This is a genomic window from Acinetobacter sp. YH12069 (assembly GCF_013419675.1).
GTDB lineage: Bacteria > Pseudomonadota > Gammaproteobacteria > Pseudomonadales > Moraxellaceae > Acinetobacter > Acinetobacter amyesii.
Window position 1 is genome coordinate 35,450 of sequence record NZ_VOZS01000008.1, and the last position, 25,750, is coordinate 61,199.

Below are 25,750 nucleotides of genomic sequence, written 5' to 3' on the forward strand. Positions count from 1 at the left end.
ACAGAATCATGAGCATGGATGCAAATTTTAAAAACTATATGCAACAACTCTATGCAGACTTTAGTGCTCACGATGCTGCGCAAAATCACCGACTTGCGCGTTACCGAAATATTGAGCCTGAGTCTGCACTGTTTTTGGCTATGCAAATTCGCTTAAAACAAGCCAAACAGATATTGGAAATTGGAACATCTACAGGCTATTCCACGCTGTGGTTAACAGATGCTGCGCAGTCTACACAAGGGCGGGTCGAAACCATTGAAATTGATGCAGCGCGTATTGAGCAAGCTAAACAACATGCGGAAAATTTAGCTTTATCCGAATATATCCAGTTCCATCATGGCGATGCACTGCATTTTTTACAGCAGTCAAATCAGCATTATGACTTCATTTTATTGGATGCAGAACGTGATGCGTATATCGGGTATTGGCCATATTTAGCTGAATTGATACAAGTTCAAAGTGGCGTGTTAATCGTGGACAATGTGCTGTCACATGCTGATGAGGTCGCTGAATTTATCCAGCGTGTTGAAACGGATGATCGTTTTATCAGTACGACCTTAAATGTGGGCGCAGGGCTCTTTATGGTGACTTGGCGTAACTAAAAATCAGGGCATTCAGCCCTGATTTCATCGAAAATATTTTTTAATTAATAAAAATACTGTTGCTATAGCGCTAAACTTGTAGCGGTTTAACCCTGTAAGCTTACTCGTGAAAAATGTAGATCATATTCTAGATATTTGTGGACAAATGCCGTTTTATCACTACATCGAAGTAAATTATCATAAATAAAAGGTGAAACTGGATAAAAGAGATCCCCAGAACCATTCGCATAAAATATTTTTAAGTAACGTGAAGAAGAACTGTATTTCCAAGAAGTTACCACAGTTGTTGTCATAAGCCACCCCCTTATTGCGTTGTTATAGTCATACTGCAGTTAAAGGTTTATCTCATTTGAAATTAAGACAAATTTAGGGCGTGGAGTATTGCAGAATTGTTAAAAATAATGTTTTATCTCACATTTTTTTCATTTCTTTATCAACTAATTTGATAAAAATAATGCCAATTCAGAGAAATGCCATAAGCGTCATTATCGCTTGTTGGTGTCGAGAGAGTTAAAAACTACGGCATTGTTCTGATTTATTGCCTTTGACTTGGTTGTTGCTGCCATTAATTGAAAAAGCATTTTCAAGACAAATTAAATTACCTGCGATTTCGTTATTATTTAGCACAATATTGCCGTTATTTTTCTTTAATTTCAGGTCGCCTGAAATTTGGTTATTGAGGAGTTGGATGTTTTTCCCTGTCGTAAAATCGACATTGCCATTGATATTGTTATGATTGGCAATGATCTTGGTAAAATTTTTATTCGATTCAATATTGCCTTTGATGTGGTTGTCATGTAGTTCAACACTGGCGCCATTTTCTAAAATCACATTGCCATGAACAATTAAACCCTCAAGCTGACAATTTTTTTTGACTTTAATATCTTCACGAATACTTTGGTTTTTAATTTCACCTTCGCAGTTCATGGCAGCAAAAGTTGTAAACGAACATAAAATTAAACTGATCGAGACGAAATATTTTTTCATGGGCTTACATCTTCCTGAAATAAGCAATTGACCTAAAATTCATGTTAAAAATACTGAAATACTGGCAAAGATGTAAGCCTAGACAATCAAGTTTGCGGCGCATTTTTATTATATTTGTGTAAGTTCTAACTTGATGAATATCTACAGATATGTGGATAGTGCTAGTACGTTAAAGTTGTATGAATAAAGTGTGAACTGCGTAGGGTGTATAGAGGTATATACTCGCAGATAATAGGCATAAAAAAACCACGCTAAAAGCGTGGTTTTTAAATCAGTTCAATCTAATACAGATTAGATTTTACCAACTAGGTCGATTGAAGGAGCAAGAGTTGCGTCGCCTTCTTTCCATTTAGCTGGGCAAACTTCGCCTGGGTGAGCGTGTACGTATTGAGCTGCTTTAACTTTACGAAGAAGTTCTTGAGCATCACGACCGATACCACCAGCGTTGATTTCAACGATTTGGATTTTACCTTCTGGATCGATAACGAAAGTACCACGATCAGCAAGACCGTCAGCTTCGATTAATACGTCAAAGTTTTTAGCAAGAGTCCAGTTCGCATCACCAACCATTACGTATTGGATTTTTTTGATTTCTTCTGAAGAATCGTGCCAAGCTTTGTGAGTGAAATGAGTGTCAGTAGAAACTGAGTAGATTTCAACACCTAGTTTTTGGAATTCTGCATAGTTGTCAGCAAGGTCACCAAGTTCAGTTGGGCAAACGAAAGTGAAGTCAGCTGGGTAGAAGAATACAACAGACCATTTACCTTTAAGATCAGCTTCAGTTACTTCGATGAATTGACCATTTTGGAATGCTTGTGCTTTAAACGGTTTAACTTCAGTATTAATTAAGCTCATCATTGTCTCCATGATTGAGGTTTGTTTTTGATTTCCAATAGGGTACAGAAATTTTTCTTATTGCTGAAATAGTATTTTTACATAACTAATATCGGAAAATCCGAATTAGTACACTCCAGAACTATTTCAGCAATAACGATTATTTATCATTATTTCATTCGATATAAGCCATATCAATGCCATATAAAGTTGAAAGTAAAATGACAAAATCATCTTTTCAAAGTCTGTAACCAACATGATGCTTGTGGCATAAGATTTCAAGGGTGATCTCTAAAAAAGTTATAAAAAATATTTCAAATTATAGAATTTGTTCATATAAGATGGCATGAACATAAAATGATTCCAGATTTGATCAAGTGCTTAGTCAATTTTTTCGTATCATTGCCATTCTCAGTCTTGCACTTGCATCACTATGTATTCTTAAAGTTGAAGATATAGGTACAAATTTATGTATCTATGAATACTTACAACCTCAAAAAGCGACCTATTTTAATGAACTATTAGGAACTTCATCAGATGATCCTACGCTATTGAGTACCATGGGAATCGTTGGAATCTTCTTTTTTTTCCCACTGTTGCTATCATTTAGACGTGCTTGGTATGTGGTTATATTATGGCTATATGCGATTTTTCAATTCATCATCATTTTAATGATAGAAACTGCTTCAATTTCAAAAATTATCTATGACAGTATTGTTTATTGTCATAATGGTTGGTTGTTCGCATGGGTGATCGGGCAGAGCATATTTATTATTTTTAGTTTCGTTTACATTTTCTATGGCACTGAAACTAATGTATAAAGCTTTCAAATGGATTGGCTTGAGTTGCCTATTCTAGTCAGCATGTGGCTTTATTATTCTGTACTGGATGAATCAAGAATGTGCTTTCATTTCAAGGTGCTAGCCCGAATCAAATTAATTATTAGGCTGAAATGAATGGTTCTTCATCGGATGAACCTCTTTTATTTATTTTTATTGCGTTGATTTGCATTTTATTTTCAATTTTTTTTTGTGCTTAGCAAAATCTGTTCATCATTTCTTGATCATCACTTTCACTTTATTGATGTTTTTAATTGTGCCATTGAGTATATTCTATACAGTGTCATTTTATCAGCCATTACATGGCAGTATTGAAGCATGTGGCAATTATTGGTTATTGGCCGCAATTTTAGTTTTTTATCATTTTATTCTGTTCGGCTTTACCTATTGGTTTCAGGCACGCAAAAAATAGATTCATCTTTCACTATTTTTACATACAGCGTAAAATATTCGGTTCTATTTTAATTATTAGGATAATGCATCTGTGCCAAGTCAGTTAAATGTCGATCAATTGGTCATGGTTCGTGATCGCCATCGCTTAAGTCGGCTGAAAAAAGGCAAAGAGGCCAATCCTGAAAAATTTCAAGATTTGTTTGAAAAGTCGAATGCGAAAGTGCGCGAACGGATTGCCCGCATTCCCAATATTAAATTAAATCAAGACTTACCTGTTACGCAGTATGCGGACAAACTAATTGAAGCGATTCAAAAGCATCAAGTGATTATTGTGGCAGGTGAAACGGGTTCGGGTAAAACCACACAGTTGCCTCAAATTGCCATGCTTGCAGGTCGTGGTTTAACAGGTTTGATTGGCCATACTCAACCCCGTCGACTAGCAGCGCGTAGCGTTTCGCAACGTATTGCCGAAGAAGTGGGCGAAAAGCTAGGGGAGTCGATCTCCTTTAAAGTTCGTTTCAATGAACAAGGTTCACAAGATTCCATCGTGCGTTTGATGACTGACGGTATTTTATTGGCTGAACTGGCCAATGACCGATTCTTAAATAAATACGACACGATTATTATCGATGAAGCGCATGAACGTTCGCTAAATATCGACTTCATCATGGGCTATCTCAAACAGCTCTTGCCACGTCGTAAAGATCTCAAAGTCATTATTACTTCCGCGACATTAGACGTAAACCGCTTCTCTAATTACTTCAATGGGGCACCTATTTTTGAGGTGGAAGGTCGAAGCTTCCCTGTAGAGTTGCGTTATCGTCCGATTTCAGAGCTGAGCATTGTCGGCAGTGATGATGATGAATTTGACGATTTTGAAGAAAATTTACCCCGTGCCGTGGTTTCGGCAGTAGAAGAATGTTTTCAAGATGCGCAGGAAAAAGGTCATCCTGAACATGCCGACATTTTGATTTTTGCCAGCACTGAACAAGAAATTCGTGAGTTACAGGAAACACTGCAAAAGTTTGGGCCACGTCATACCGAAGTTTTACCTTTATATGCTCGATTGGCTTTGGCAGAACAGCAAAAGATCTTTAATCCATCGGGTGGTGGGCGACGTATTATTATTGCCACCAACGTGGCAGAAACGGCTTTAACCGTACCGAATATTCGCTACGTAATTGATAGTGGCTTTGCTCGGATATCCCGTTATAACTATCGCTCACGTGTACAGCGTCTACCGATTGAGGCTGTATCGCAGGCGGCAGCAAATCAGCGTAAAGGTCGTTGTGGTCGTATCGCACCGGGTGTCTGTATTCGACTATATTCAGAAGAAGACTTTATGAGTCGTCCTGAATTTACTGAGCCTGAGATTAAACGAACCAACTTGGCCTCGGTTATTTTGCAAATGCAAAGTTTGGGCTTTGGTGAATTAGAAGACTTTGATTTTATTGAGCCGCCAGATCATCGTTTGGTGAATGATGGTCGTAAGCTGTTAATTGAATTAGGTGCTTTAAAAGAAAAATCGGCGTATGCATCGCCAGTTGCTTCGGATAGCCAAGCAAAACAAGGCACAAAACATGCGAATAATAAAAATGGTGCTTTAACCAAAATTGGTCAGCAAATGGCGAAAATGCCAATCGACCCGCGTCTTGCGCGGATGATTTTGGGTGGAGCGCATTTTGGCGTATTAAATGAAGTCTTGATTATTGTCGCTGCTTTAGCGGTACAAGACCCACGTGAACGTCCTGCGGATAAACAAATGCAGGCCGATCAGAAACATGCTTTGTTCCGTGAAGCTGACTCGGATTTCTTGTTCTATATCAAATTATGGGAAGCTTTGGTTGCTAACCGTGACATGAGTGAGAATAAGCGTCGAACCTTTGCACGCAACCATTTCCTTAGTTGGTTACGCCTCCGTGAGTGGAAAAAAACCCATGAGCAATTGGTGGATTTGGCTCAGGGCTTAAAACTGTCCTTTAATGAAAAGAAGGCCAATTATGAAAATCTGCACCGTGCGTTATTAACGGGTTTACTTTCATTTATTGCCAACAAAACCGATGAACGTAATGTGTTCATGGCAGTGCGTCAGCAAAAGGCACGCATTTTCCCTGCATCAACTTTGCATAAAACCAATACACCTTGGGTCATGGCTTTTGAGATGGTTGAGACCTCTCAGGTATATCTTCGTACATTGGCGAAAATTGAACCTGAATGGATTTTATTGGCTGCAGGCGATTTATTGAAGCATTATTATTTTGAGCCGCATTGGTCGAAAAAAGCTGGTGTGGTGAATGCTTATGATCAAATTTCTTTATTTGGTTTGATTATTGAGCCACGTCGTCAGATTAATTATGAAAAAGTGGATCATCCGGCGGCGCATGAAATTTTCCTACGCGATGCGTTGACGACGGGACATTTGGGTATTACGCCGCCGTTCTTAAAACACAATTTATTAAAACTCGAAGAAGTTGAGCGTGTTGAAGATAAACTGCGTCGTCGTGATTTGGTGGTGGATGAAGAAACCATCTACCAATTTTATGCTGCAAAAGTGCCTGAAGAGGTGGCAAGTCGTCGTAGTTTTGAAGACTGGCGTGCAACTGTAGAACCGAAAAATCCACGGCATTTATTTATCGATGATGATGCGCTTTGGATGAATGACCGTCCAACGACCCAGCAATTTCCAGACTACCTACGAAATGGTGAACTGCATTTGGCTGCAAGTTATCGTTTTGACCCAAGTCATGATGAAGATGGTGCAACGGTCAAAATTCCAGTTCAAGCTTTGCCGCAAGTGGATGAAAATATTTGGTCATGGGGTATACCTGGTTGGCGACAAGACCTGATTGAAGCCTTGCTTAAAGCATTGCCTAAGGATAAACGCCGTCACTTGGTGCCAATACCAGATACAGCGCGTAAATTAATGGATCGTGTCGATGCCGTGCATTTGCGCGAGCATATTTTTAGTTTCTTGGCGTTCCAACTACGTGGTGAGCAAATCACAGATAAGGACTTTTCTTGGGAGCGCGTTGAGCAATATCTGCTGCCTTTAATCAAAGTCATTGATGAAAAAGGCCGTGTGATTGAGCAAGGTCGTGATCTAGATGAACTCAAAGCACGCTGTCGTACGGAAACTCATAGCCCAGTCAAACAGTTAAAAGGTGAGTTTAAAACCTTCCCTGATAATTTTGTGTTCGAAGCATCACAAAAAGTCACGGGTGTGGTGGTGAAACAATACCAAGCGCTTGTTCCAGTCAAAGGCTTTGCAGAGTTGGATGCCAAAGATGAATCGGGTGTGGTGATTCAGACTTTCAATGACCAATTTGAAGCAGTCAAACAACACCGCGAAGGGATCATTCGTTTGGTTCATATGCAGTTGGGTGACTTAGTTCGTCAGTTGAAAAAACAGATATCTAAACCCTTGGCATTGGCTTATTCACCGCTAGGTGACAAAGCCAAACTAGAGCAAATGTTAGTTTATGCCACACTTCAGCTTGCAATAAATGAGCTACCTGTCAATGTGCAGGAGTACCAAAACCTGATTTTAAATGTAAAGAAATCTTTCTTAACCCATGGGCAACAAGCATTAGCCGTTTTAACTGAAACCTATATTCAATGGCAGGATATACGTCGGAAATTATTGGTTTTAGATGATTCTGTGTTTGGAAAGAATATTGATGACATTGAAGATCAGCTCGATTTGATGCAACTTTCAGATTTTGTTTATGGCAAAACTTCCGATGTGTGGCTCGAATTTCCAAGATATTTGAAGGCATTAGTCTTGCGTTTAGACCGCTTGCCAAATAACCTACAAAGGGACAATTCTGCCATTGATCAAGTTGACCCATGGATGGAAAAATTATTTAAGTTTAAAAATGACACTCGCCTTAAAGAATTGTATTTCATGGTTGAGGAGTTACGCATCTCTATTTTCTCTCAACCAATGAAGACCAAGATGCCAATTTCTCCATCCCGCTTGCAAAAAGTATGGGATAAGCTCGGAATCAGTTAAGATATAGGTAATTTCTAAAAGGAGTTTTACATGGGCATCCGCATTACGGGTACAGGTCTTTATCATCCAGAAGACGTAATTACTAACGAAGAGTTAGTTGAAGCTTTAAATGCTTATGTGGAACAGTACAACAGCGACAATGCTGAAAAAATTGAAGCCGGTGAGCTAGAAGCGCGCCGTGGTTCAAGTGCAGAATTTATCGAAAAAGCGTCTGGCGTGAAAGCACGTTATGTTGCTGAAAAAAGCGGTATTTTAGATCCAAAACGTTTACGCCCAGTGCTACATGAACGTCCAAATGATGAAATTTCGCTACAAGCGGAATGGGGTGTTGCTGCGGCTAAACAAGCGATGGAAAATGCAGGCGTGACTGCAGAAGACATCGATGTAGTGATTTTGTCTTGTTCAAATATTCAACGTGCTTATCCTGCTGTAGCGATTGAAATCCAAACTGCATTGGGTATTCAGGGCTATGCATATGACATGAACGTTGCATGTTCAGCTGCAACTTTTGGTATTAAGCAAGCCTATGACGCGATCAAATCAGGTGCTCGTCGCGTGTTATTGGTGAACGTTGAGATCACGTCTGGTCATACAGATTTCCGTATGCGTGACTGCCACTTCATCTTTGGTGACGTTGCAACGGCTTCGATCATTGAAGAAACTGAAACCAAAGCTGGTTTTGAAGTGTTGGATATTGACCTGTTTACACAGTTCTCAAACAACATTCGTAACAACTTCGGTTACTTGAATATGAGTGAAGTCGATGCTGACATCGACAACAACCGTTTCCGTCAAGACGGTCGTAAAGTATTTAAAGAAGTGTGTCCATTAGTGGCGAAAATGATCACTAAGCAATTGGATGACAACAAAATTGCGGCAACAGATGTAAAACGCTTCTGGTTACACCAAGCAAATGCCAGCATGAATGAATTGATTCTGAAACTGGTTGTGGGCAAAGAACATGCTCAGCCAGACCTTGTGCCAATTATTCTTGATGAATTTGCCAATACTTCATCAGCAGGTGTCATTATTGCATTGCACCGGACTGCGAATGAAGTAAACCATGGCGAGTACGGTGTACTTTGCTCATTTGGTGCAGGCTATTCAGTAGGTTCTGTACTTGTTCAAAAACATGATGCTGCCTAAGGTCAGCTCATTTGCAGGTTGAACATGATGCAAAATGGATAAAGCGTTTAAGCGCTTTATCCCGCATGTATTTCACGCCAACGTTTTTGGGCGCTGAATATATCGATGCATCTAAACCTGCAATGTATGTAGGGAATCACACAATTTACGGTGTACTCGATTCACCTGTGATTATTGATTATCTCTACAATGAACATAAAGTGGCTGTAGTCAGTATTGCTGATCATAGCCATTTTTATTTGCCTGGTTGGCGTGGGATGGTCAAAAAGTTCGGTGCAGTCCAAGGTATTCAGGACTATGTCAGAACAGTGATGCAACAAGGTTATTCCATTTTGGTTTTTCCCGGTGGCGGTCGAGAGGTTTTGAAGCGAAAAGGCGAAGCCTATCAACTGATTTGGAAGCAACGTTATGGCTTTTTAAAACTGGCGCAAGAATTTAATTATGATATCGTGCCTTTTGCCGCTTTAGGTGGAGATGAAGTCTTTGAACTGGGTTTTGATGCCAGTGTGATTATTGAACATCGTTGGTTTAAACAACTATTAAAAATACAAAAACTCGATAAATTATTACGTCATGGTGATGTGATTCCGTCTTTACCCAAACGTATTATCCCCAAGCGCATTCCATTCTATTTTCAATTCTTACCCCGTCAAAGTTTGAGTCATATTCAGAGTGTAGAGGATTTAAAGCTCTATCGAGAGGCACTACAACAAGATATTTACACTGCAATAGAACAGCTTAAGAAAATCCGTTCAGAACAACATTCTACAGATCAATAATAGTGACTACTCTTCAACTTCATCCATTTTTATTCGTCACAGCTCAAAATCATGGTGAATTTTGTCACAACAATAGCTTTTAGATTTTTTATTGAACGCCTTTGTATTGACCTTTTGTACAGCTATTTGGCTGATTAATGGCAGTAGTCGGAGCATTAAACTTTGACTATAGTGAAGGTTGAAAAATAATCAACGATCGTTAGGGCGGAAGATGGAAAAGAAAAGCTTGCCCCCGCAGCTTGAGCATATTGCTCGGCAACTTATTCGAATATCTCCAAGTTTAAAGCAGTTGTATCAAGAGCAAATGGATCTTGCTACAGCACTCAATTCACAAAATATCTTTAAAATTGAGCAAGAGCAGCACCGCATTCAACTGTGTAATGGACTATGGACCTTACAGCTACAAAGTCGTGAATCAATTGGCTATCAGTTTCCTAGAAGTCCGTTTAGACCCATCAAAATTGCTGAATTGCATTCGACAGCGCCTTGTATTGAGGCAATAGAAGATTTCTTATTTCATGAATTATATTTTTTTACTGGGGACTTAAAGCCGCAACATTCACTCTTGCTCAGAGAAAAAGCACAGCAATTTAGACAATTGATCTTACAGTCGGTTTTTCAACATCTAAATGGGCCAGCGCGTGTTCAACAGTTTTTAGCACAGATGACAGCAGTTGAAGCGCAAATTTTTGATCAGCTGATGCAAGAGCAGCAGATTTATCAGACACCGCTATTACAAACGTATATCGAATGCCAAATCTGTCTACCACATTGGTTGATGCAAAAGATTGAGCAGATGTTTGCGCTTCATTCACTTACAGAAGCTGAAATATTGCCGATACAGCTCTTGATGGATAGTTTGGACGAGATTTGTTTTGCTACAGCACAATTTTTAGATCCAACGATTTACCGGATCATGAGTTTGAGTTATGAAGATCGGTTCAATTTACAAGAATTAAATGAACATATAGAAGATATTATTTTGTTGCTCGACCATGCATATGAGCGTCCCAATTTGTTGGGTTTTATTCGTTTGATGCATCGGGATGTTTGGGCAGAGCAGGACATATTAAGCCACAGTAATTTTGTGCAAGCTACAGCAATTTGGCAAAAAAAATGTGGAAAACTCCCTTTACTCGACAACAACCGTGCAGTGCGATGGATGTTCAAGCAGTCAGCCGAAGTGTTGGATTGGCTGAGTCGTAATTTTCAACACAGTAATGTACGAGTGGCTGTGACGGCATTAAGTTTTGTCGATACGCAGCATATTCATCCCGCATTGATTCTTGCGACCTTACAACATTTTCAATTTATTGCAGCGCGTTTATTTATTCAAAATTGCCATGCGATTGCGCATGAACATGACTGGTTTAATCATGAAAAAAATCTGCAATTTGTTTTGCAGCGAAAATATCAGCAGCATGATGATCACCGCGTTGTGATCAGCCCATCGATTTTGTATTTAGATGAGTGGTTGATTTTAATGCGACAGGTGTTAGGCGCGGAGGATCAGGCCATAAAAAAAGTCTATCTGCCCTTGAGTCGTATTATGCAGGCCTATCTGCAGCATTTAATGCGTTGCACGCAGCATTTACCACAGGTTTTGATGGATTATATTCGTCCGGAAACCCAAGAAAATCGCCAATTTTTAAATGTTTTACGACAGCATAAAATTCAATTGCAGGATTTTCGCAATTTATTTTATTTAAAGCATGCCAATTTAAGAGTATCTGTATTTGATGCCTATGTGCGTGACTATGTCAGTGCGAATTATTCTACAGGTTATGCAGTGCCTAAAAATATTACGTGGAATGGGGTCTTTCATCAGGCAGTGCATTGGCATGCCAAGCAACAAAAGCAGGAAGTGTTAACTCAATTAAAGCGTCAATTTGCGACAACGGTTTGGCAGTCGGTTACAACTGAAGACAAAATCTATTTTCAAGATTGGGTCTTTGAGGAATTAAAAACCATCGATCGAATTATTGATGAATCTATTCACTTTAAACATTGTTTGGCATCAAGTTATAGTGCCAGCATCATGGCAGGGGCGTATGTGGCTTTTCATATGTACCATCCTATTTTGCATATATCGATGACTTTGGGTTGTCATGTGCAAAACCAGATTTTGGTTTTTGATCAACTCGAGTATTCAAATAATACCCAAGCAGAAATAGAAAAAGTAAATATCGCCAAAGAATTTTTAAATGGCTTCAATAGCTTAAAGTAAGATTGACGAAATACGGATTTAGTAAACTGTGTTGTGCGCTTAACTTTTGAGTCAAAAATCGTTAGGCTATAGCCGTTCTTTTACGGTATAGGTCTTATGAAACAAGAAACTGCACTCAAGCTGCTCAAAGCAGGCGAAAATGTGTTTTTAACAGGTTCGGCTGGTGCAGGTAAAACTTATACTTTAAATCAATACATTAATTATCTGAAAGCGCGCAAAGTGCCGGTGGCAATTACGGCTTCTACAGGGATTGCTGCAACCCATATGAATGGCATGACAATTCATACATGGGCAGGGATTGGGATTAAAGATGCGATTTCCGAAGATGAGTTAAAGCGCTTAAAAGAACGTAAATATTTAAAAGAGCATTTGGAAAATGCCCAAGTTTTAATTATCGATGAAATTTCGATGTTGCATGCCAAGCAATTAAACTTGGTGAATAAAGTTTTAAAATTTTTTAAAGACAGTGAAGATGCTTTTGGGGGGATTCAAGTCATTGTTGCAGGTGACTTCTTCCAGTTACCCCCTGTGGGACGCAAAGGTGAATTAAACCGTGATAAGTTTTGCTTTATGTCTGAGGCATGGGTAGAAGCGAAGTTTCGCGTGTGTTATTTGACCGAACAACATCGTCAGGGTAATGACTATCTCAATGATATTCTAAATGCGATTCGTGCTCAGCAAATTACTGGCGATCATTTGCATGCTTTAAGGCAGACAAGTTCACAAAATATAGGTGAAACCTTTACGCGCTTGTATACCCATAATATGGATGTAGATAGTATTAACTATAAACATCTAAATGAAATTGAGCAAGAATCTCGCCAGTTTGAAGCCCAATGTGATGGTAATGATAAACTGATCGAAACCTTAAAATCTTCAGTGCGTGCGCCGGAAACTTTGACCTTAAAGAAAAATGCCAAAGTGATGTTTGTAAAAAACAACTTTGACGTGGGCTATATCAATGGCAGCCTCGGTGAAGTGATAGGTTTTGAAGAAGATGATGAATATGGCATCTTGCCTAAAGTAAAACTTACGGACGGCACGACCTTGGTGGTAGAACCTGAAACATGGTCTGTCGATAATGATGATGGTAAAACCATTGCCAGTTTCCAACAAATTCCACTGCGTTTGGCCTGGGCGATCACCATTCACAAATCTCAAGGGATGACCCTTGCAGCGGCTGAAATTAACTTGACGCATACTTTTGAGAAAGGTCAGGGTTATGTGGCATTGTCGCGTTTAAAAACATTAGATGGTTTGCGTTTACTTGGTTTTAATGAACAAGCCTTAGAACTCGACAGTTTGGCGATTAAAGCCGATCGACGTTTTCAGGAGCTCTCTGACGAAGCGGAAACCAATTTTGCAGAGGCCGATTTAACCGTACAACATAAAGCCTTTATTCGTCACTGTGGCGGAACGCTGAATGAAGTGGAAATCGAGCGCAATGAAAAGAAAATTGCCAAAACTGGTGTGAAACAAAGCTTTGCCACAGCGACTTTAGATCAAACTCGTGAGTTGTTTGAGGAAGGTTATGAAATTCAAGATATTGCTGTGGAGCGTGGTTTAACACCAGCTACGATTATTAATCATTTGGCTCGTCTGCAAAAAGAGCAAGGTTTGGATATCTCGGTGGCACATCCGGGAGAAGATGTGGTTGAGCAGGTGCGTAAAATCTATAAACGTTTGGCGAAACGACAAGACCCAGCACATTATAATGATGATGGCACGGTTAAGTTGCGTCCAATTGTGGAGTTAACCAGTCCACGCATGGGATATGACCAAGTTCGTTTGGCTTTATTATTTGTGGAATAATGGATATATGGTGCATACGAAAAATACTGATGAATAAAGTGTGGTTAATATCGTTCAATAGATTTAACAGTAGACTGTCTAAAGGATTCGTATTTTTCCTAAGCGATGGTTTACACTGTAGCAAGTTAATTTGCTAACGATTTGAATTATGACTTTTAGTGCATGGTATTCACTGCGTAAATTTGTCTATAACAATTTACATAATGATGATTATGAAACTAAATTTAGTCATTTTCTCAACTATGCTTTGATATTGCTGATTTTAGGTAATGCTGCTGCGGTTTTACTCGAATCGGTCAATGATATTTATTTGTCTTATCAAGTTTACTTTGATTTTTTTGAAAATTTTTCAATCATTGTATTTAGTGTTGAATACGTATTGAGGCTTTGGTCGATTGCAGATAAAGACCCATTTTACTCCGCTTGGCGTAATCGTTTGAATTGGGTAAAAAGTGGTGGCGCAATTATTGATTTATTGGCAATTTTACCTGCATATCTAAATTTCTTTGTCCATTTTGATTTGCGTTTTTTACGTATTTTACGATTACTGCGTTTATTAAAATTAACTCGATATTTTGTGTCGTTGCAAATTTTGTTACGTGTCATTGAACGTGAAAAAGGTTCATTTCAAGCTGTTGTTTTTATTTTATTTATTATGATTATTATGGCCGCAGCTGGGGTGTATTTAGTTGAGAGTAAAGCACAGCCAGAGGTCTTTAGTTCTATTCCTGCGTCCATGTGGTGGGCTGTTGTTACTTTAACGACGGTCGGTTATGGCGATGTAACACCGATAACCCCTGTTGGGCGGATATTAGGTGCAATGATTACGATATTAGGGGTTGGCTTGGCAGCATTGCCAGCAGGTATTTTAGCCAATGGTTTGGCACATGAATTGGAGCAACGCAAACAACAATTAGAACTCAGTTTTCGTGAGTTGATTCAAAATCGTGAAATTGATTTTGTACTTGAGCCTGAAAAAATCGAAGAAATCCGAAAAACAGTGGGTTTAACCCGTGAGCAAACACAGGATATTATTTGGCAATTGTTACGTGAGCAAAAAGAGGAATCATTAAAGCAGGAGCGTGAGCAGTATGCATATTGCCCGCATTGTGGAAAAAAATTACCTGATTTGTAATGTGAAAAAAACACATTAGCTAAAGATGATTCAGTAAAACTTGATGAAGTATATTCATGTGAATAAAAAATAGTTAAATAAAATTTATGATGAATATGATTCATAAATATCATGATATGATAAATATAATTTAAAAATACTGATTTTCAGCTCATTCAGTATGTCGTTTGTGGAACTCATTATGTTGGAATTACGCCATCTCAAAACATTATTGGCACTCAGAGAACATGGTTCTTTGGTCGCTGCATCTAATGATCTGTGTTTAACGCCTTCTGCGCTTTCACATCAGTTGAAAGAGCTTGATCATTGGTATGGGGTAGAGGTGGTGAACCGACGGACACGTCCTGTGACCTTTTCGAATGTTGGGCAACGTTTACTACGCCTTGCCGATGACATTTTGCCGCAAGTTCAAATTGCGCAATCGGACATTACACGTATTGTGCATGGTCAAACCGGCCGAATTATTTTTTCTTCTGAATGTCATAGTTGCTTTGACTGGCTCATGCCGTTATTGAATGTCTACCGTCAACAATACCCCGATGTAGATTTAGACTTTGCCTCTGGCTTTGAAGCCAATCCGCATGAACTATTACAAACGGGCGAGTTTGATCTTCTGATTACGGCAGATCCGATCAATTTAAAAGGTGTGGAATATTTCCCTATCTTTGAATATGAGTCTCGTTTGGTACTGTCAAATACGCATCCATTGGTTCGTGCAACAAATGTGACTGTTCAAGAATTAGCAGAAGAAACGCTTATTACCTATCCGGTCGATAAACATCGTTTAGATATCATGGCGAAATTATTTTTACCGGCCAATATTCAGCCTAAACACGTCCGTACGACTGATTTGACTCAGATGCTGATTCAGTTGGTTGCAAGTGGTCGTGGTATCGCGGCATTACCTGATTGGGTGGTAAATGAATATGAACAAAAAGGTTGGGTGACATCTCGACGCTTAGATTGTGTTTCACCTGAAGGTTTAAGACGGACTTTGTACGCCGGTTATCGTACCGAAGAGGCTGAAAAAAGCTACTTTGAAGGCTTCCTAAAACAGTTGGCGAAATTCTCACAAAAACGCAATCAATATTATTCCAACTAAGGGGGATCTATGACACAGAGTCTTTTTGTATACGGGACATTACGTCTAGGTCAGCCCAATGCTCATGTGATGGAGCACATAGGTAGCGAGTGGAAGAAAGGTGTGGTTTGGGGTGAGTTAGAACATAAAGGCTGGGGTGCGGCGATGGGCAGTCCGGGCATCCGTTTATCGAAGGCAGGTCAAGCCATTGAAGGCTATGTTTTTATCTCTGAAAACTTAGCAGCTCATTGGGCTGCTTTAGATGAATTTGAAGGTACTGAATATCAACGTGTTGCTGTCGATGTACAACTGGAAGGCGGAGAATGGATGCAGAGTGAAATTTATGCCTTGAAATAATATCGTGAGGGAGAGTCGTAAAATACGTGGGCCATCCATACATCATGACTTTCACCAACCTTCGATATGTGTATCGATGATTCTGCATGCTCTGTTGTTTCCTTGAGTGCATTTTCTTTCGAAGAGCAGTATTTGAAAGAGTTGTATCTAAAGTGCTTGAATGCGCAGAAATTACTTTAAGATTGCTATACAAGTGGATGAATAATTTTTAGAATTGAGCTGTATCTCACATTGAACCCTGTTTGAACTCAATCATGCCCAATTCTATAGAACCCTCACCAACTCAACTCATGTCTGTGATTCAAACGCAGACAGCTATTGCCAAACTGGGTTTAGATCTAAATGCAGTGATGACCGTAGTGGCAGAACAGGCGCAGCAGATTACACATGCTAAAGGTGCAGTTGTAGAGTTGGCTGAAGATGGTGATATGGTCTATCGTGCAGTGTCTGGTGGGGCGAGTCATTTACTGGGTTTAAGACTTCATATTGAAAATAGTTTATCGGGTCTATGTATAGCGCAAAAACAAACACTGTATTGCCAAGATTCGGAAACAGATGCACGGGTAGATCGCGTGGCATGTCAACGTGTTGGATTGCGTTCGATGGCAGTAGTGCCATTGATTCACTGTGATGAAGGTGTCGGTGTTTTAAAGATTTACTCTGACCAAGTCGATGCCTTTCAGGAAGCCGATTTACATATATTGAGTTTGATGTCTGAGTTGATCGCTGCGGCGATGTACCATGCAACACGTTTCGGTGCGACAGAGTTATATAAATTGGCGACTCAAGATAGCTTAACCGGCTTAGCCAATCGGGCTTTGTTTGTCGACTTTTTACGTCAAGGGATAGAAAAAGCACGCGCGCAGAAAAAAATACTGGGTATCTTGATGATTGATATGGATGGTCTGAAGCCGATTAATGATCAGTTTGGACATCGCATTGGGGATGCTGCACTGAAAGAAATTGCACAGCGCATTTTGCGTGAAACACGTCAAGATGACTTGGTCGCACGCTTGGGTGGCGATGAATTTGCTGTGATTTTAACCAATATTGCCAACTTAGAACGTGCGCAAACGGCGATGAATCGAATCGCAGAAAGTTGCGGACTGCCGTTTGCATTTGAGCAAATGAGCTTGAAAATTGGTGCCAGTATTGGCATGGCTTTATTTCCAGAGGATGCCGAATCCATCGATCAATTGGTCGAAATGGCAGATTTGAAAATGTACGCCAATAAGCGTGAGCGGAAACAAGTTAATATTGAATAACTAATTGAAAATTAATCTAACGTTATTTGTTTTTTGACTGATTTGAATATTTTGAATGGTTATGCTGAGCCCTATTGCATGGCGAAAAGAGCATGACAATTCAATGAAAGGGATGTCAAAAGATTTATTCATTATTGCGGCAGGTTTTATTGCTGCAATGCATATCGGGAAACTACCGCCCGCAATACCTGTATTACAACAGCAACTCGGCATTAGCTTTATTCAATCTGGTTTATTGCTCTCACTGGTACAAGGCGCAGGCATGTGCTTTGCATTGTTGATTGGCAGTTATATCCAAAAAATTGGATTTAAGCTGTGTATTTTACTGGGCTTAAGTTTATTAACGATAGCAAGTGCATGGGGGAGCTTTGCACAAAGCTTTGATGTCTTGTTGCTACTGCGTGTCATAGAAGGATTTGGCTTCTTATTGGTGACACTCACAGGGCCTGCATTTATCCGTCAGCTTGTACCGCTACAGCACATCAGCGCAAAGATGGGACTGTGGAGTGCTTATATGGGCGGAGGTATGGGGATTGCCTTATTGGTCGCGCCATTTCTAATTGCTCAATATGGCTGGAGCGTAGTTTGGCTCAGTTTCGCTATGATCACTGCGGCATTACTGCTCTGTATTGCGATGTTTATTCCTCAGCCTAATGTGGCGCTGAATACAACACCTATTATTGGTCTCATTCGGGATACTCTGAAACATCCTGCAGCATGGCTTTTGGCGCTCATTTTTGGGACATATGCAGGGCAGTGGTTTGCATTGGTGGGTTTCTTACCGATGATTTATGCACAAAACCAAATTTCAGCTGAATTGGCAGGCGCTTTAACAGCCAGTGTTGCCGTTGCGAATGCAGTGGGCACATGGGGGTGTGGACTGCTATTACAGCGTGGTTTTCAAGCTAAAACTTTAGTCCAACTGGGTTTTGCCGTCTTGATCATTTGCTCCTTAGGATTTTATCTCTTTAAAGACGCGTTACCGTTTTTATTGCAATATTTAACAGTGTTTAGTTTTTCGCTATTTGGTGGCTTAGTTGCTGCGACGGTCTTTGCGCAAGCACTGCATTTTGCACCTTATCCTGCGGCAATTAGTACGACGATCGGCATGATTTTACAATGTTCTGCCATTTCACAATTTGTTCTGCCTCCCGTGATTGCCACCGTAGTTTCACAGACTGGAGCGTGGTTTTGGGCGGGTATCTTGATGTCAGCGTTGTCATTCGTTGGAATTATGCTTAGTCGACGTTTATTTCAAATGCAGCATGGCTCAAATTAACATTTTGTTAAACCGCTATGTCAGCAACGGCCTTATTGCTTAATCCCAATCAGTAAAGACAAGATGCCTGCTGCAATGAGTGGGCCGACAGGTACACCACGCAGCATGGCAACACCTGCGACTGTCCCAATCAGTAGTCCGGCAACCACATCTGGCTGATTGGACATCAGTTTGACACCGCGACCGCCTAACCATGCGACAAAGACGCCAATGGCGATTGCGACGAGGGATTTCCAACTTAAAAAGGATTTTAAAATTGAATCGCCGGGTATTTTCCCGCTAGCGATCGGTGTGAGTACGCCAATGGTTAAAATAATAATGCCAATGTTTAAGCCATATTGTTGCAGATAGGGGAAAAATTCATTCAAAGGCGTGATGCGGAAAATAATCAAGACACCTGCTGCTATGGTGATCGCTGTATTGTGGCTAAAGATACCACAAGCCAATAACACCAATAACACGATCAGATTTAAATCCAACTGAGACATAGGATATTCGTGAGAAACTTCAATAAATAATCAATAGTGTAGCGCAGAAACATTAATAACTGGCGTTCAAGATCATTTCCGCTATTTTTCCTGCAAGTTGAGTCACTGTTCAGTATAAAATAGCAATATATGGTGTTTATTAGGTTGTTCTATGTTTTTGGATAAAATGCTGCAATCACAAGGTTTTGGTTCGCGTAAATATTGCCAACAGTTGATTAAAAATGGTGCGGTCGAAATACACGGTGAGATTGTAGATAATCCAAAGCAAAAACTGGACTTGAATGATTTAAGCTACAGTGTGAATGGTCAGGACTATGTCTATCGTGAGCATATCTATATTGCGTTAAATAAACCCCAAGGTTATGAATGTTCGCATCAGGCAACCCATCATTTTAGTGTTTTTGAATTATTTGATGATGTGCTGTTAAATCGTGGTCTGCAATGCGTCGGGCGACTGGATCAAGACACCACTGGACTGTTGCTGCTCACGGATGATGGTCAATATCTACAAGCACTGACACACCCTAAAAAGCATGTTGCCAAAGTGTATTCGATGCATACCGCAGATCCTGTGACGCCTGAGCAAATGCAACAATTGCAACAAGGCGTGGAGCTGCGAAACGAAAAAGGCATTTTCGCTGCAACCGATGTGCAGCTATTGGCTTCACAGCAATTACAAATGACTGTCCATCAAGGGGTATATCATCAAGTGAAGCGGATGTTGGCGGCTGTGGGCAATAAAGTTGAAACTTTACATCGTGCTCAAATAGGACAATTAAAGCTTGAAGATATTGCTGAAGGTGAATGGATCTATTTGAATGCAGTGCAAATTGAACAATCGAAATTTCGTGAAAATCTAAATCCACAGTAATAGGTACAGGGCTTTGATACTTCATTATTCAAAGGATGAATGTGCGGTATTAAAGCCCCTAAATATGTCTGCTAATTATTGATTTAAAGATGCGTTTCTAATATGCGTTGATTGTGTATTTAACGTCGAGCAAGGCATTAACGAATAAAGTAATGATAGGTTTGAAATTCATCATCTTTAATGAAGCCCATCGATTCATAGAGCTGATGCGAGTGATAGTTATTTTTTTGAGTTTCGAGGCTGATTCGAAGCGCACCTTCATGTTGTGCAAAGAGAACAGCGGTATCGATCAATTGTTTGGCTGAACCCTGACGACGATATACAGGGCTGACATAGACATCATCTAAAATATAGTAGGTTGAACAAGCCACAGATGAAAAGCCCAAATACAGTAAGATAAACCCAGTAATCACATCATCTTTTAAGCAAATAAAAATTACACTTTCATTATTTTCAAAACGTTGTCTTAGAAATTTATATGAGATATCAAGATTAGAAGAGGTGCCATAAAATTGGCGATATTCATCAAATAAAACGGCAAGTGGATGAAGGTCTGCTTCTGTTGCGCGTCGAACGATCATTTTTTTCTATACTCCATGCTATTTTTATCAGTCTTGCATGAAGCATATCGAATTTTCGAAATTGGTTGATTTATAAATTGTTTATAAATGCGACAGTGTTAAGTTTTGTCACCTTCACCCAAAATTGCATTGAGCTCTTCAAACAAGTCGAGATGATCATCATCTAATAATGGATCATTATTTAAAATTTCTAATTCCGCAGGGTTAATTTCAGTGGTTGAAATGGCTTGAGCTTCTTGTTGTTTTAATTTGCGTAACTTAATCAATTGTTCAATATTGATATTTTGGTTTTCAATAGAGAAGGGGATTGATTTGGTTAAAACAACTTGTTTAAAGAATAGACGTACAGCCTGTGCAGGTGTAATGCCTAATTGTTTAAACACGGCAAAGGCCTGTTTCTTTTCCTGTGAATCGAGGCGGATTTGGTAGACTTCAGTTTTTCTCATATTCTTAGAAAGCTTTAAAATACTTAACTTTTCGCATTTATTCTAATCAAAACTATCATAAATTCAAGAATGTTCGGCAGTATTTTATCAATTTAATGTAATGACAATCGATTTACAGTGTCAATTCATAGGCAGAACTGAATTGAAAAGCCTGCTCTGTCACAGGATCGATAAACTCAAGATGTTTCGCAAGTAGTTGTAAAGGTTGGCTGAAATCATCCTCTGCCTTATGTTGCACTACTGGATAAAAGGGGTCGTTTTGAATTGGAATGCCCAAAGCATTTAAATGCACACGGAGTTGGTGCTGCTTGCCGGTATGTGGCTTTAATTCATACTTAGCGCGGTTTCCATGCTGCTGGATCAGCTGAATGAAGGTTTCGCTGTTAGGTTCACCATCTACTATTTGCATTGTATAAAAAGGTTGACCTTTTTCCATGCGATAGCGAGTTGTGATTGGGAAATTTAATTCATCTCGATAAGCTGCAATGGCATGATAGGTTTTTTGAACGTTTCGAGTGGCAAACATTTGTTGATACAGCCCACGGCTTTCGACACATTTGGAAAACAGCACCACACCTGCAGTTTCACGGTCTAAACGATGAATCGGTGTTAGCTGTTCAAGCTGCGTTTGTTTTTTGAGTCGAACCAATAAGGTTTCTTGTACATACTGACCGGTTGGACTCATGGTGAGAAAATGTGGTTTATCGACCACAATGAAATGATCATTTTCAAACAAAATCTGATGCTCAAAAGGAACATGGATTTCATGCGCTAAGAATCGATAATAATAAACATGACGATTGGCTTCAAAAGGACTGTCTATCGTTAAAACGTCACCATTTGCGGCATAGACCAATCCATCCTTAAATCGTTGTTGCCACTCTGCTGCTTGGATATGAGGAAATTGTTCACACAAATATGCATAGACGGTAGAGGCTTGCGTGTGTTGACCGTCTAGGAAGACTTTGCTGGCACTGACACCATTGATCATCGGGGGAGTAAATTCAAAACTGTGCATGAAGAAAGATCTAAAAACTGAGCAAATGAAGCAGAGAACACATCATGAAAAATGCTCAATCTATAGTGTGAACATATCCATTTTAGCCAGTGCGATGCTATCATATTTAATTCTTATGTACATGTTGTGAGTAATATGCAGTATTCATTCAGTCTGGAACTTAATAGTGAAGTCGATACCCAAAACTTAGCTACCGTACTGGCGACGCATTTTACGACGGGTGTAGCGTATTTAATTGGTGACTTGGGTGCAGGAAAGACCACGTTAACACGTTATTTTTTACAACACTTGGGTCATCAAGGTGCGGTAAAAAGTCCAACCTATACATTGGTTGAACCTTACAATATTCAAGGACAAGATATTTTTCATTTTGATTTATATCGTCTGAATGACCCTTATGAGCTTGAACTTATGGGTATCCGTGATTATTTAGAAACGCCGAACGCCCTATTTTTATTTGAATGGCCATCTAAAGGGGGCGACGAAATCCCTGAGGCTGATTTAATTATTAATATTGAAAAGTCTGCGGATGAAACCACCCGTACAGCGACTTTAAGCTCTTCTTCAAAAACTTTGCAAAACGCTTTGGAGCAAAAATTTAACCATGCTGAATGAAATCAGTGCCCGCCGCATTCGAACGCTTGATCCTGCCTTAGCCAACCAAATTGCCGCAGGGGAAGTGATTGAACGTCCTGCTTCTGTGGTCAAAGAATTACTGGAAAATGCCATTGATGCAGGGGCGACTGAGCTGATTGTTCGTATTGAACAAGGCGGCAGTACACTGATTGAAATAATAGACAATGGTCGGGGTATTCACCCTGAAGATCTACCTTTGGCGGTCATGCGCCATGCCACAAGTAAAATCCAAACTGCTGAAGATTTGCATGCCATTGTAAGTCTAGGTTTTCGTGGGGAAGCCTTGGCTTCGATCGCTGCGGTGTCTCGTTTGACATTGACCAGTAGCCAAAATGATGACGGTGTAGGCTATCAGGTCGAAGTAAATGGCACCGCATTTGATTCGCAAGAAATTCAGCCTGTGGCAGCGACGCAAGGCACCACCATCCGTGTGCAAGATTTATTTTTTAATGTGCCTGCACGGCGTAAGTTCCTCAAAAAACCGGGGACTGAGTTTGGACATATCGAAGAAATTGTCCGTCGTTTGGCACTGACCCATTTTGATATACGTTTTGTCCTTGAACATAACAATAGTATTAAGCTGAACTTGCCAATTGCAGACAGTGGCGCGCTCCGTTTTCAGCGGGTGCAACAATTATTAGGCCGTCAATTCACTGAAAATGCGTACTGGATGGATGCTGATAGCGTCAATATGCGTCTTAGCGGTTGGTTGGGTCATCCTTCAGATGCACGTGCGCAAGCCGATATGCAATATGTCTATGTGAATGGACGTATCGTAAAAGACAAGACAGTTTCACATGCACTTCGCATGGCCTATGACGGTATTTTGCATGGACATCAACATGCCGCTTATTTGTTATTTATGGAAGTTGATCCTGAAAATATCGATGTGAATGTGCATCCGACCAAGCATGAAATTCGGTTTCTAAATCAACGTGAAGTACATGAGTTTGTTCGTCATTTTGCCAAATCGACATTAGCGCAATTTCAAACCGCGACCGCCGAATTGTCATCTGCAATGAAACTTGATGGGCAGGCACACGAAAATATTATTCCGCAGCCGCGTCATCAGGAACAATTTTCATTACATCAACCTCAGCCAGTTGCAGAGCAAGGCATAAATTTTGTCAGTCCAGAGATCGCAGGTGGACTTACTGACTTTAGTTCGCCAGCAACGGTGCAATATGGTTCAAATCATGCGCCAACAGGTCTGGAAGCTTATACACAGCAATATTCAAATGCGTCGAACAATAGCACTGGATATCAGTCAAATTTAGCGGGTTCCAGACAGCTCAATAATGCATTGCAAAGTTATTTAGCGCCTTTACGTCAAACTGAGTCTACAAATGATCCTGATACTTCTTTGGCTGAACATATTCAGCAGAAAGTCGATGAGCATCCTTTGGGGATTGCCATTGCGCAATTGCATGGTATTTATATTTTGGCCCAAAACACCGAAGGTTTAATCATTGTTGATATGCATGCTGCGCATGAGCGCATTGTTTTACAACAAATGAAAACGGCTTGGGATAAACCTGAGTTTTGGACATCACAGCAATTGCTGATTCCTAAAGTCGTCAGTATCAGTCGGATGCAAGCGATGCGCGTCGATGAGCTCAAAGAACAATTGGCACGCCTAGGTTTAGAAATAGACCAATATGGCGATGAGCAAGTTATTGTCCGAGGTGTTCCTGCCATTTTGCATAAAGCAGACTTTGATGCGCTGATTCCAGATTTATTAAATGATTTAGACCCAACTGATCAGGTTGCAGGGTTACTACAAAAGCGTGATCAAATATTGGCAGGCATGGCCTGTCACGGCGCTGTACGCGCACACCGTATTTTAAGTCTATCTGAAATGAATGCATTACTGCGTCAGATGGAACAAACTGAATTTGCCAGCCAATGTAACCATGGACGTCCGACGTGGCGTGCGTTTCCATTGTCACAGCTAGATAAACTTTTTGCTCGGGGAGAGTAGTTTTACATGTCAAATCAATTGCCGGTCATCAACTTAATGGGACCAACTGCAAGCGGTAAAACCGCCTTGGCATGTGAGTTATACGAGCAAGGTGGATTCGAATTAATTTCAGTCGATTCTGCTTTGGTTTTTCAGGATATGGATATTGGTACGGCCAAGCCTAGTAAAGCTGAGTTGGAGAAATATCCACATCATTTGATTGATATTATCAGTCCGCTAGAAGTGTATTCGGCAGCGAACTTTGTGGAAGATGCGTGTGTGCTGATTGATGATATGCATGCCCGAGGTAAAACACCGATTTTAGTCGGTGGTACGATGTTGTATTACAAAGCTTTATTGGAAGGGTTGTCTTCAAACTTACCAAGTGCAGACTATGCTGTACGTGCTGAAATTGAAGCCAAAGCTGAGTCGCAAGGTTGGGATGCTGTATATGCAGAACTGTGCAATGTAGACCCATTGGCAGGTGAAAAATTTAAACCGAGTGATAAGCAACGAATTATCCGTGCGCTCGAAGTTTTTAAATTAACAGGTAAACCCATTACGCAGTTACAAGCTGAGCAACCTAAAAACGTACCATACCGTTACAATTTTCATAATTACGCATTATTGCCCGACCGATTAGAATTACATGAGCGTATAGCTCAACGTCTAAAAACAATGTGGGAAATTGGATTTTTAAATGAAGTGAAAGCTCTCATTGAAAAATACGATTTAGATGAAAATTTACCCTCTATGCGCTCAGTTGGATATCGTCAAGCTTTAGATTTTTTGAAAAATAGTGATCAAAGTAGCGAAAAACAGCGTGAAATGGAGGATAAGGCGCTTTTTGCAACACGACAACTTGCAAAACGTCAATATACTTGGTTAAGATCTTTGCAAGAAACGCATAAATTTACTACATATTTAACTGCGCAGCAGGCTCAAGAAGACTTGCGAAAGTGCTACGGATAAAGCAAAATTTACAGACTACCTTTTTGATAA

At 40.0% G+C, this 25,750-nt stretch carries 23 protein-coding genes; 16 read left to right on the top strand and 7 right to left on the bottom strand.

All coding sequences use genetic code 11. The annotated features are described in order from the left end of the window. Window positions 1-8 precede the first annotated feature (8 nt). Window positions 9-602, top strand: coding sequence for an O-methyltransferase (locus FTU16_RS07315; RefSeq protein WP_180162999.1), 594 nt, complete (start codon window positions 9-11; stop codon window positions 600-602). Window positions 603-688: 86 nt separating this feature from the next. Here the strand turns inward: FTU16_RS07315 and FTU16_RS07320 are convergent, their stop codons facing one another. From FTU16_RS07320 to ahpC, 3 genes are all read right to left on the bottom strand, one after another. Further along, the gene (locus FTU16_RS07320; protein WP_078189026.1) at window positions 689-895 is read right to left on the bottom strand and encodes a KTSC domain-containing protein; all 207 of its coding nucleotides are present in this window, start codon (window positions 893-895) and stop codon (window positions 689-691) included. Between the two features lie 217 nt (window positions 896-1,112). After that, complete coding sequence (locus FTU16_RS07325) at window positions 1,113-1,589, bottom strand: hypothetical protein (RefSeq protein ID WP_180163000.1); 477 nt, start codon at window positions 1,587-1,589, stop codon at window positions 1,113-1,115. A 291-nt stretch (window positions 1,590-1,880) separates the two neighbouring features. Next, a complete protein-coding gene (ahpC, locus tag FTU16_RS07330) occupies window positions 1,881-2,444 on the bottom strand; it encodes an alkyl hydroperoxide reductase subunit C (RefSeq protein ID WP_078193727.1) in 564 nt (187 codons plus the stop codon). Between the two features lie 356 nt (window positions 2,445-2,800). On the opposite strand from ahpC, the gene FTU16_RS07335 reads away from it, so the two are divergent. The 11 genes from FTU16_RS07335 to FTU16_RS07385 all read left to right on the top strand — a co-directional run bounded on the left by FTU16_RS07335 (window position 2,801) and on the right by FTU16_RS07385 (window position 18,748). Further along, complete coding sequence (locus FTU16_RS07335) at window positions 2,801-3,244, top strand: hypothetical protein (protein WP_180163001.1); 444 nt, start codon at window positions 2,801-2,803, stop codon at window positions 3,242-3,244. Between the two features lie 535 nt (window positions 3,245-3,779). Continuing rightward, window positions 3,780-7,667, top strand: coding sequence for an ATP-dependent RNA helicase HrpA (gene hrpA / locus FTU16_RS07340; RefSeq protein WP_218955630.1), 3,888 nt, complete (start codon window positions 3,780-3,782; stop codon window positions 7,665-7,667). A 30-nt stretch (window positions 7,668-7,697) separates the two neighbouring features. Continuing rightward, a complete protein-coding gene (locus tag FTU16_RS07345; RefSeq protein ID WP_078189024.1) occupies window positions 7,698-8,813 on the top strand; it encodes a beta-ketoacyl-ACP synthase III in 1,116 nt (371 codons plus the stop codon). A gap of 11 nt (window positions 8,814-8,824) precedes the next feature. Continuing rightward, entirely contained in the window at window positions 8,825-9,592 is a 768-nt protein-coding gene (locus FTU16_RS07350) for a 1-acyl-sn-glycerol-3-phosphate acyltransferase (RefSeq protein WP_180163003.1), read from the top strand. 211 nt (window positions 9,593-9,803) lie between these two features. Continuing rightward, window positions 9,804-11,819 carry a hypothetical protein gene (locus FTU16_RS07355; RefSeq protein WP_180163004.1) on the top strand — a complete coding sequence of 672 codons (2,016 nt, stop codon included), beginning with the start codon at window positions 9,804-9,806 and terminating at the stop codon, window positions 11,817-11,819. Between the two features lie 96 nt (window positions 11,820-11,915). After that, window positions 11,916-13,631, top strand: a complete 1,716-nt coding sequence (locus FTU16_RS07360) for an AAA family ATPase (RefSeq protein ID WP_180163005.1) — start codon at window positions 11,916-11,918, stop codon at window positions 13,629-13,631. A gap of 148 nt (window positions 13,632-13,779) precedes the next feature. Then, on the top strand, window positions 13,780-14,766 hold the full coding sequence (locus FTU16_RS07365; protein ID WP_180007353.1) for an ion transporter: 987 nt from the start codon (window positions 13,780-13,782) through the stop codon (window positions 14,764-14,766). Between the two features lie 181 nt (window positions 14,767-14,947). Then, window positions 14,948-15,868, top strand: a complete 921-nt coding sequence (locus FTU16_RS07370; RefSeq protein ID WP_078189020.1) for a LysR family transcriptional regulator — start codon at window positions 14,948-14,950, stop codon at window positions 15,866-15,868. A 9-nt stretch (window positions 15,869-15,877) separates the two neighbouring features. Beyond that, window positions 15,878-16,204: a gamma-glutamylcyclotransferase gene (locus FTU16_RS07375; protein WP_180022512.1), complete on the top strand. Its 327-nt coding sequence runs from the start codon at window positions 15,878-15,880 to the stop codon at window positions 16,202-16,204. Window positions 16,205-16,458: 254 nt separating this feature from the next. Continuing rightward, window positions 16,459-17,469 carry a sensor domain-containing diguanylate cyclase gene (locus FTU16_RS07380; protein WP_180163006.1) on the top strand — a complete coding sequence of 337 codons (1,011 nt, stop codon included), beginning with the start codon at window positions 16,459-16,461 and terminating at the stop codon, window positions 17,467-17,469. Between the two features lie 103 nt (window positions 17,470-17,572). After that, window positions 17,573-18,748, top strand: coding sequence for a CynX/NimT family MFS transporter (locus tag FTU16_RS07385; protein ID WP_257227103.1), 1,176 nt, complete (start codon window positions 17,573-17,575; stop codon window positions 18,746-18,748). A 32-nt stretch (window positions 18,749-18,780) separates the two neighbouring features. Here the strand turns inward: FTU16_RS07385 and FTU16_RS07390 are convergent, their stop codons facing one another. Next, complete coding sequence (locus FTU16_RS07390; protein WP_180163008.1) at window positions 18,781-19,236, bottom strand: DUF441 domain-containing protein; 456 nt, start codon at window positions 19,234-19,236, stop codon at window positions 18,781-18,783. A 151-nt stretch (window positions 19,237-19,387) separates the two neighbouring features. Here FTU16_RS07390 and FTU16_RS07395 point away from each other — a divergent pair, with 151 nt between their 5' ends. Further along, window positions 19,388-20,107: a pseudouridine synthase gene (locus FTU16_RS07395; RefSeq protein WP_180163009.1), complete on the top strand. Its 720-nt coding sequence runs from the start codon at window positions 19,388-19,390 to the stop codon at window positions 20,105-20,107. A gap of 137 nt (window positions 20,108-20,244) precedes the next feature. Here FTU16_RS07395 and FTU16_RS07400 read toward each other — a convergent pair whose 3' ends face one another. From FTU16_RS07400 to FTU16_RS07410, 3 genes are all read right to left on the bottom strand, one after another. Then, the gene (locus FTU16_RS07400) at window positions 20,245-20,688 is read right to left on the bottom strand and encodes a GNAT family N-acetyltransferase (protein ID WP_168378877.1); all 444 of its coding nucleotides are present in this window, start codon (window positions 20,686-20,688) and stop codon (window positions 20,245-20,247) included. Between the two features lie 98 nt (window positions 20,689-20,786). After that, the gene (locus tag FTU16_RS07405) at window positions 20,787-21,134 is read right to left on the bottom strand and encodes a type II toxin-antitoxin system RelB/DinJ family antitoxin (protein WP_180163010.1); all 348 of its coding nucleotides are present in this window, start codon (window positions 21,132-21,134) and stop codon (window positions 20,787-20,789) included. 112 nt (window positions 21,135-21,246) lie between these two features. Then, window positions 21,247-22,152, bottom strand: a complete 906-nt coding sequence (locus tag FTU16_RS07410) for a pseudouridine synthase (RefSeq protein WP_180040217.1) — start codon at window positions 22,150-22,152, stop codon at window positions 21,247-21,249. Between the two features lie 135 nt (window positions 22,153-22,287). On the opposite strand from FTU16_RS07410, the gene tsaE reads away from it, so the two are divergent. From tsaE to miaA, 3 genes are read left to right on the top strand one after another with little or no spacing between them, the layout of a single operon-like run. Continuing rightward, window positions 22,288-22,767 carry a tRNA (adenosine(37)-N6)-threonylcarbamoyltransferase complex ATPase subunit type 1 TsaE gene (gene tsaE, locus FTU16_RS07415; protein ID WP_180003097.1) on the top strand — a complete coding sequence of 160 codons (480 nt, stop codon included), beginning with the start codon at window positions 22,288-22,290 and terminating at the stop codon, window positions 22,765-22,767. Next, the gene (gene mutL / locus FTU16_RS07420; RefSeq protein WP_180163011.1) at window positions 22,757-24,769 is read left to right on the top strand and encodes a DNA mismatch repair endonuclease MutL; all 2,013 of its coding nucleotides are present in this window, start codon (window positions 22,757-22,759) and stop codon (window positions 24,767-24,769) included. The genes tsaE and mutL overlap by 11 nt, the downstream gene beginning before the upstream one ends. Before the next feature lie 6 nt (window positions 24,770-24,775). Beyond that, window positions 24,776-25,720, top strand: a complete 945-nt coding sequence (gene miaA / locus FTU16_RS07425) for a tRNA (adenosine(37)-N6)-dimethylallyltransferase MiaA (protein ID WP_180010297.1) — start codon at window positions 24,776-24,778, stop codon at window positions 25,718-25,720. Window positions 25,721-25,750: the final 30 nt, after the last annotated feature.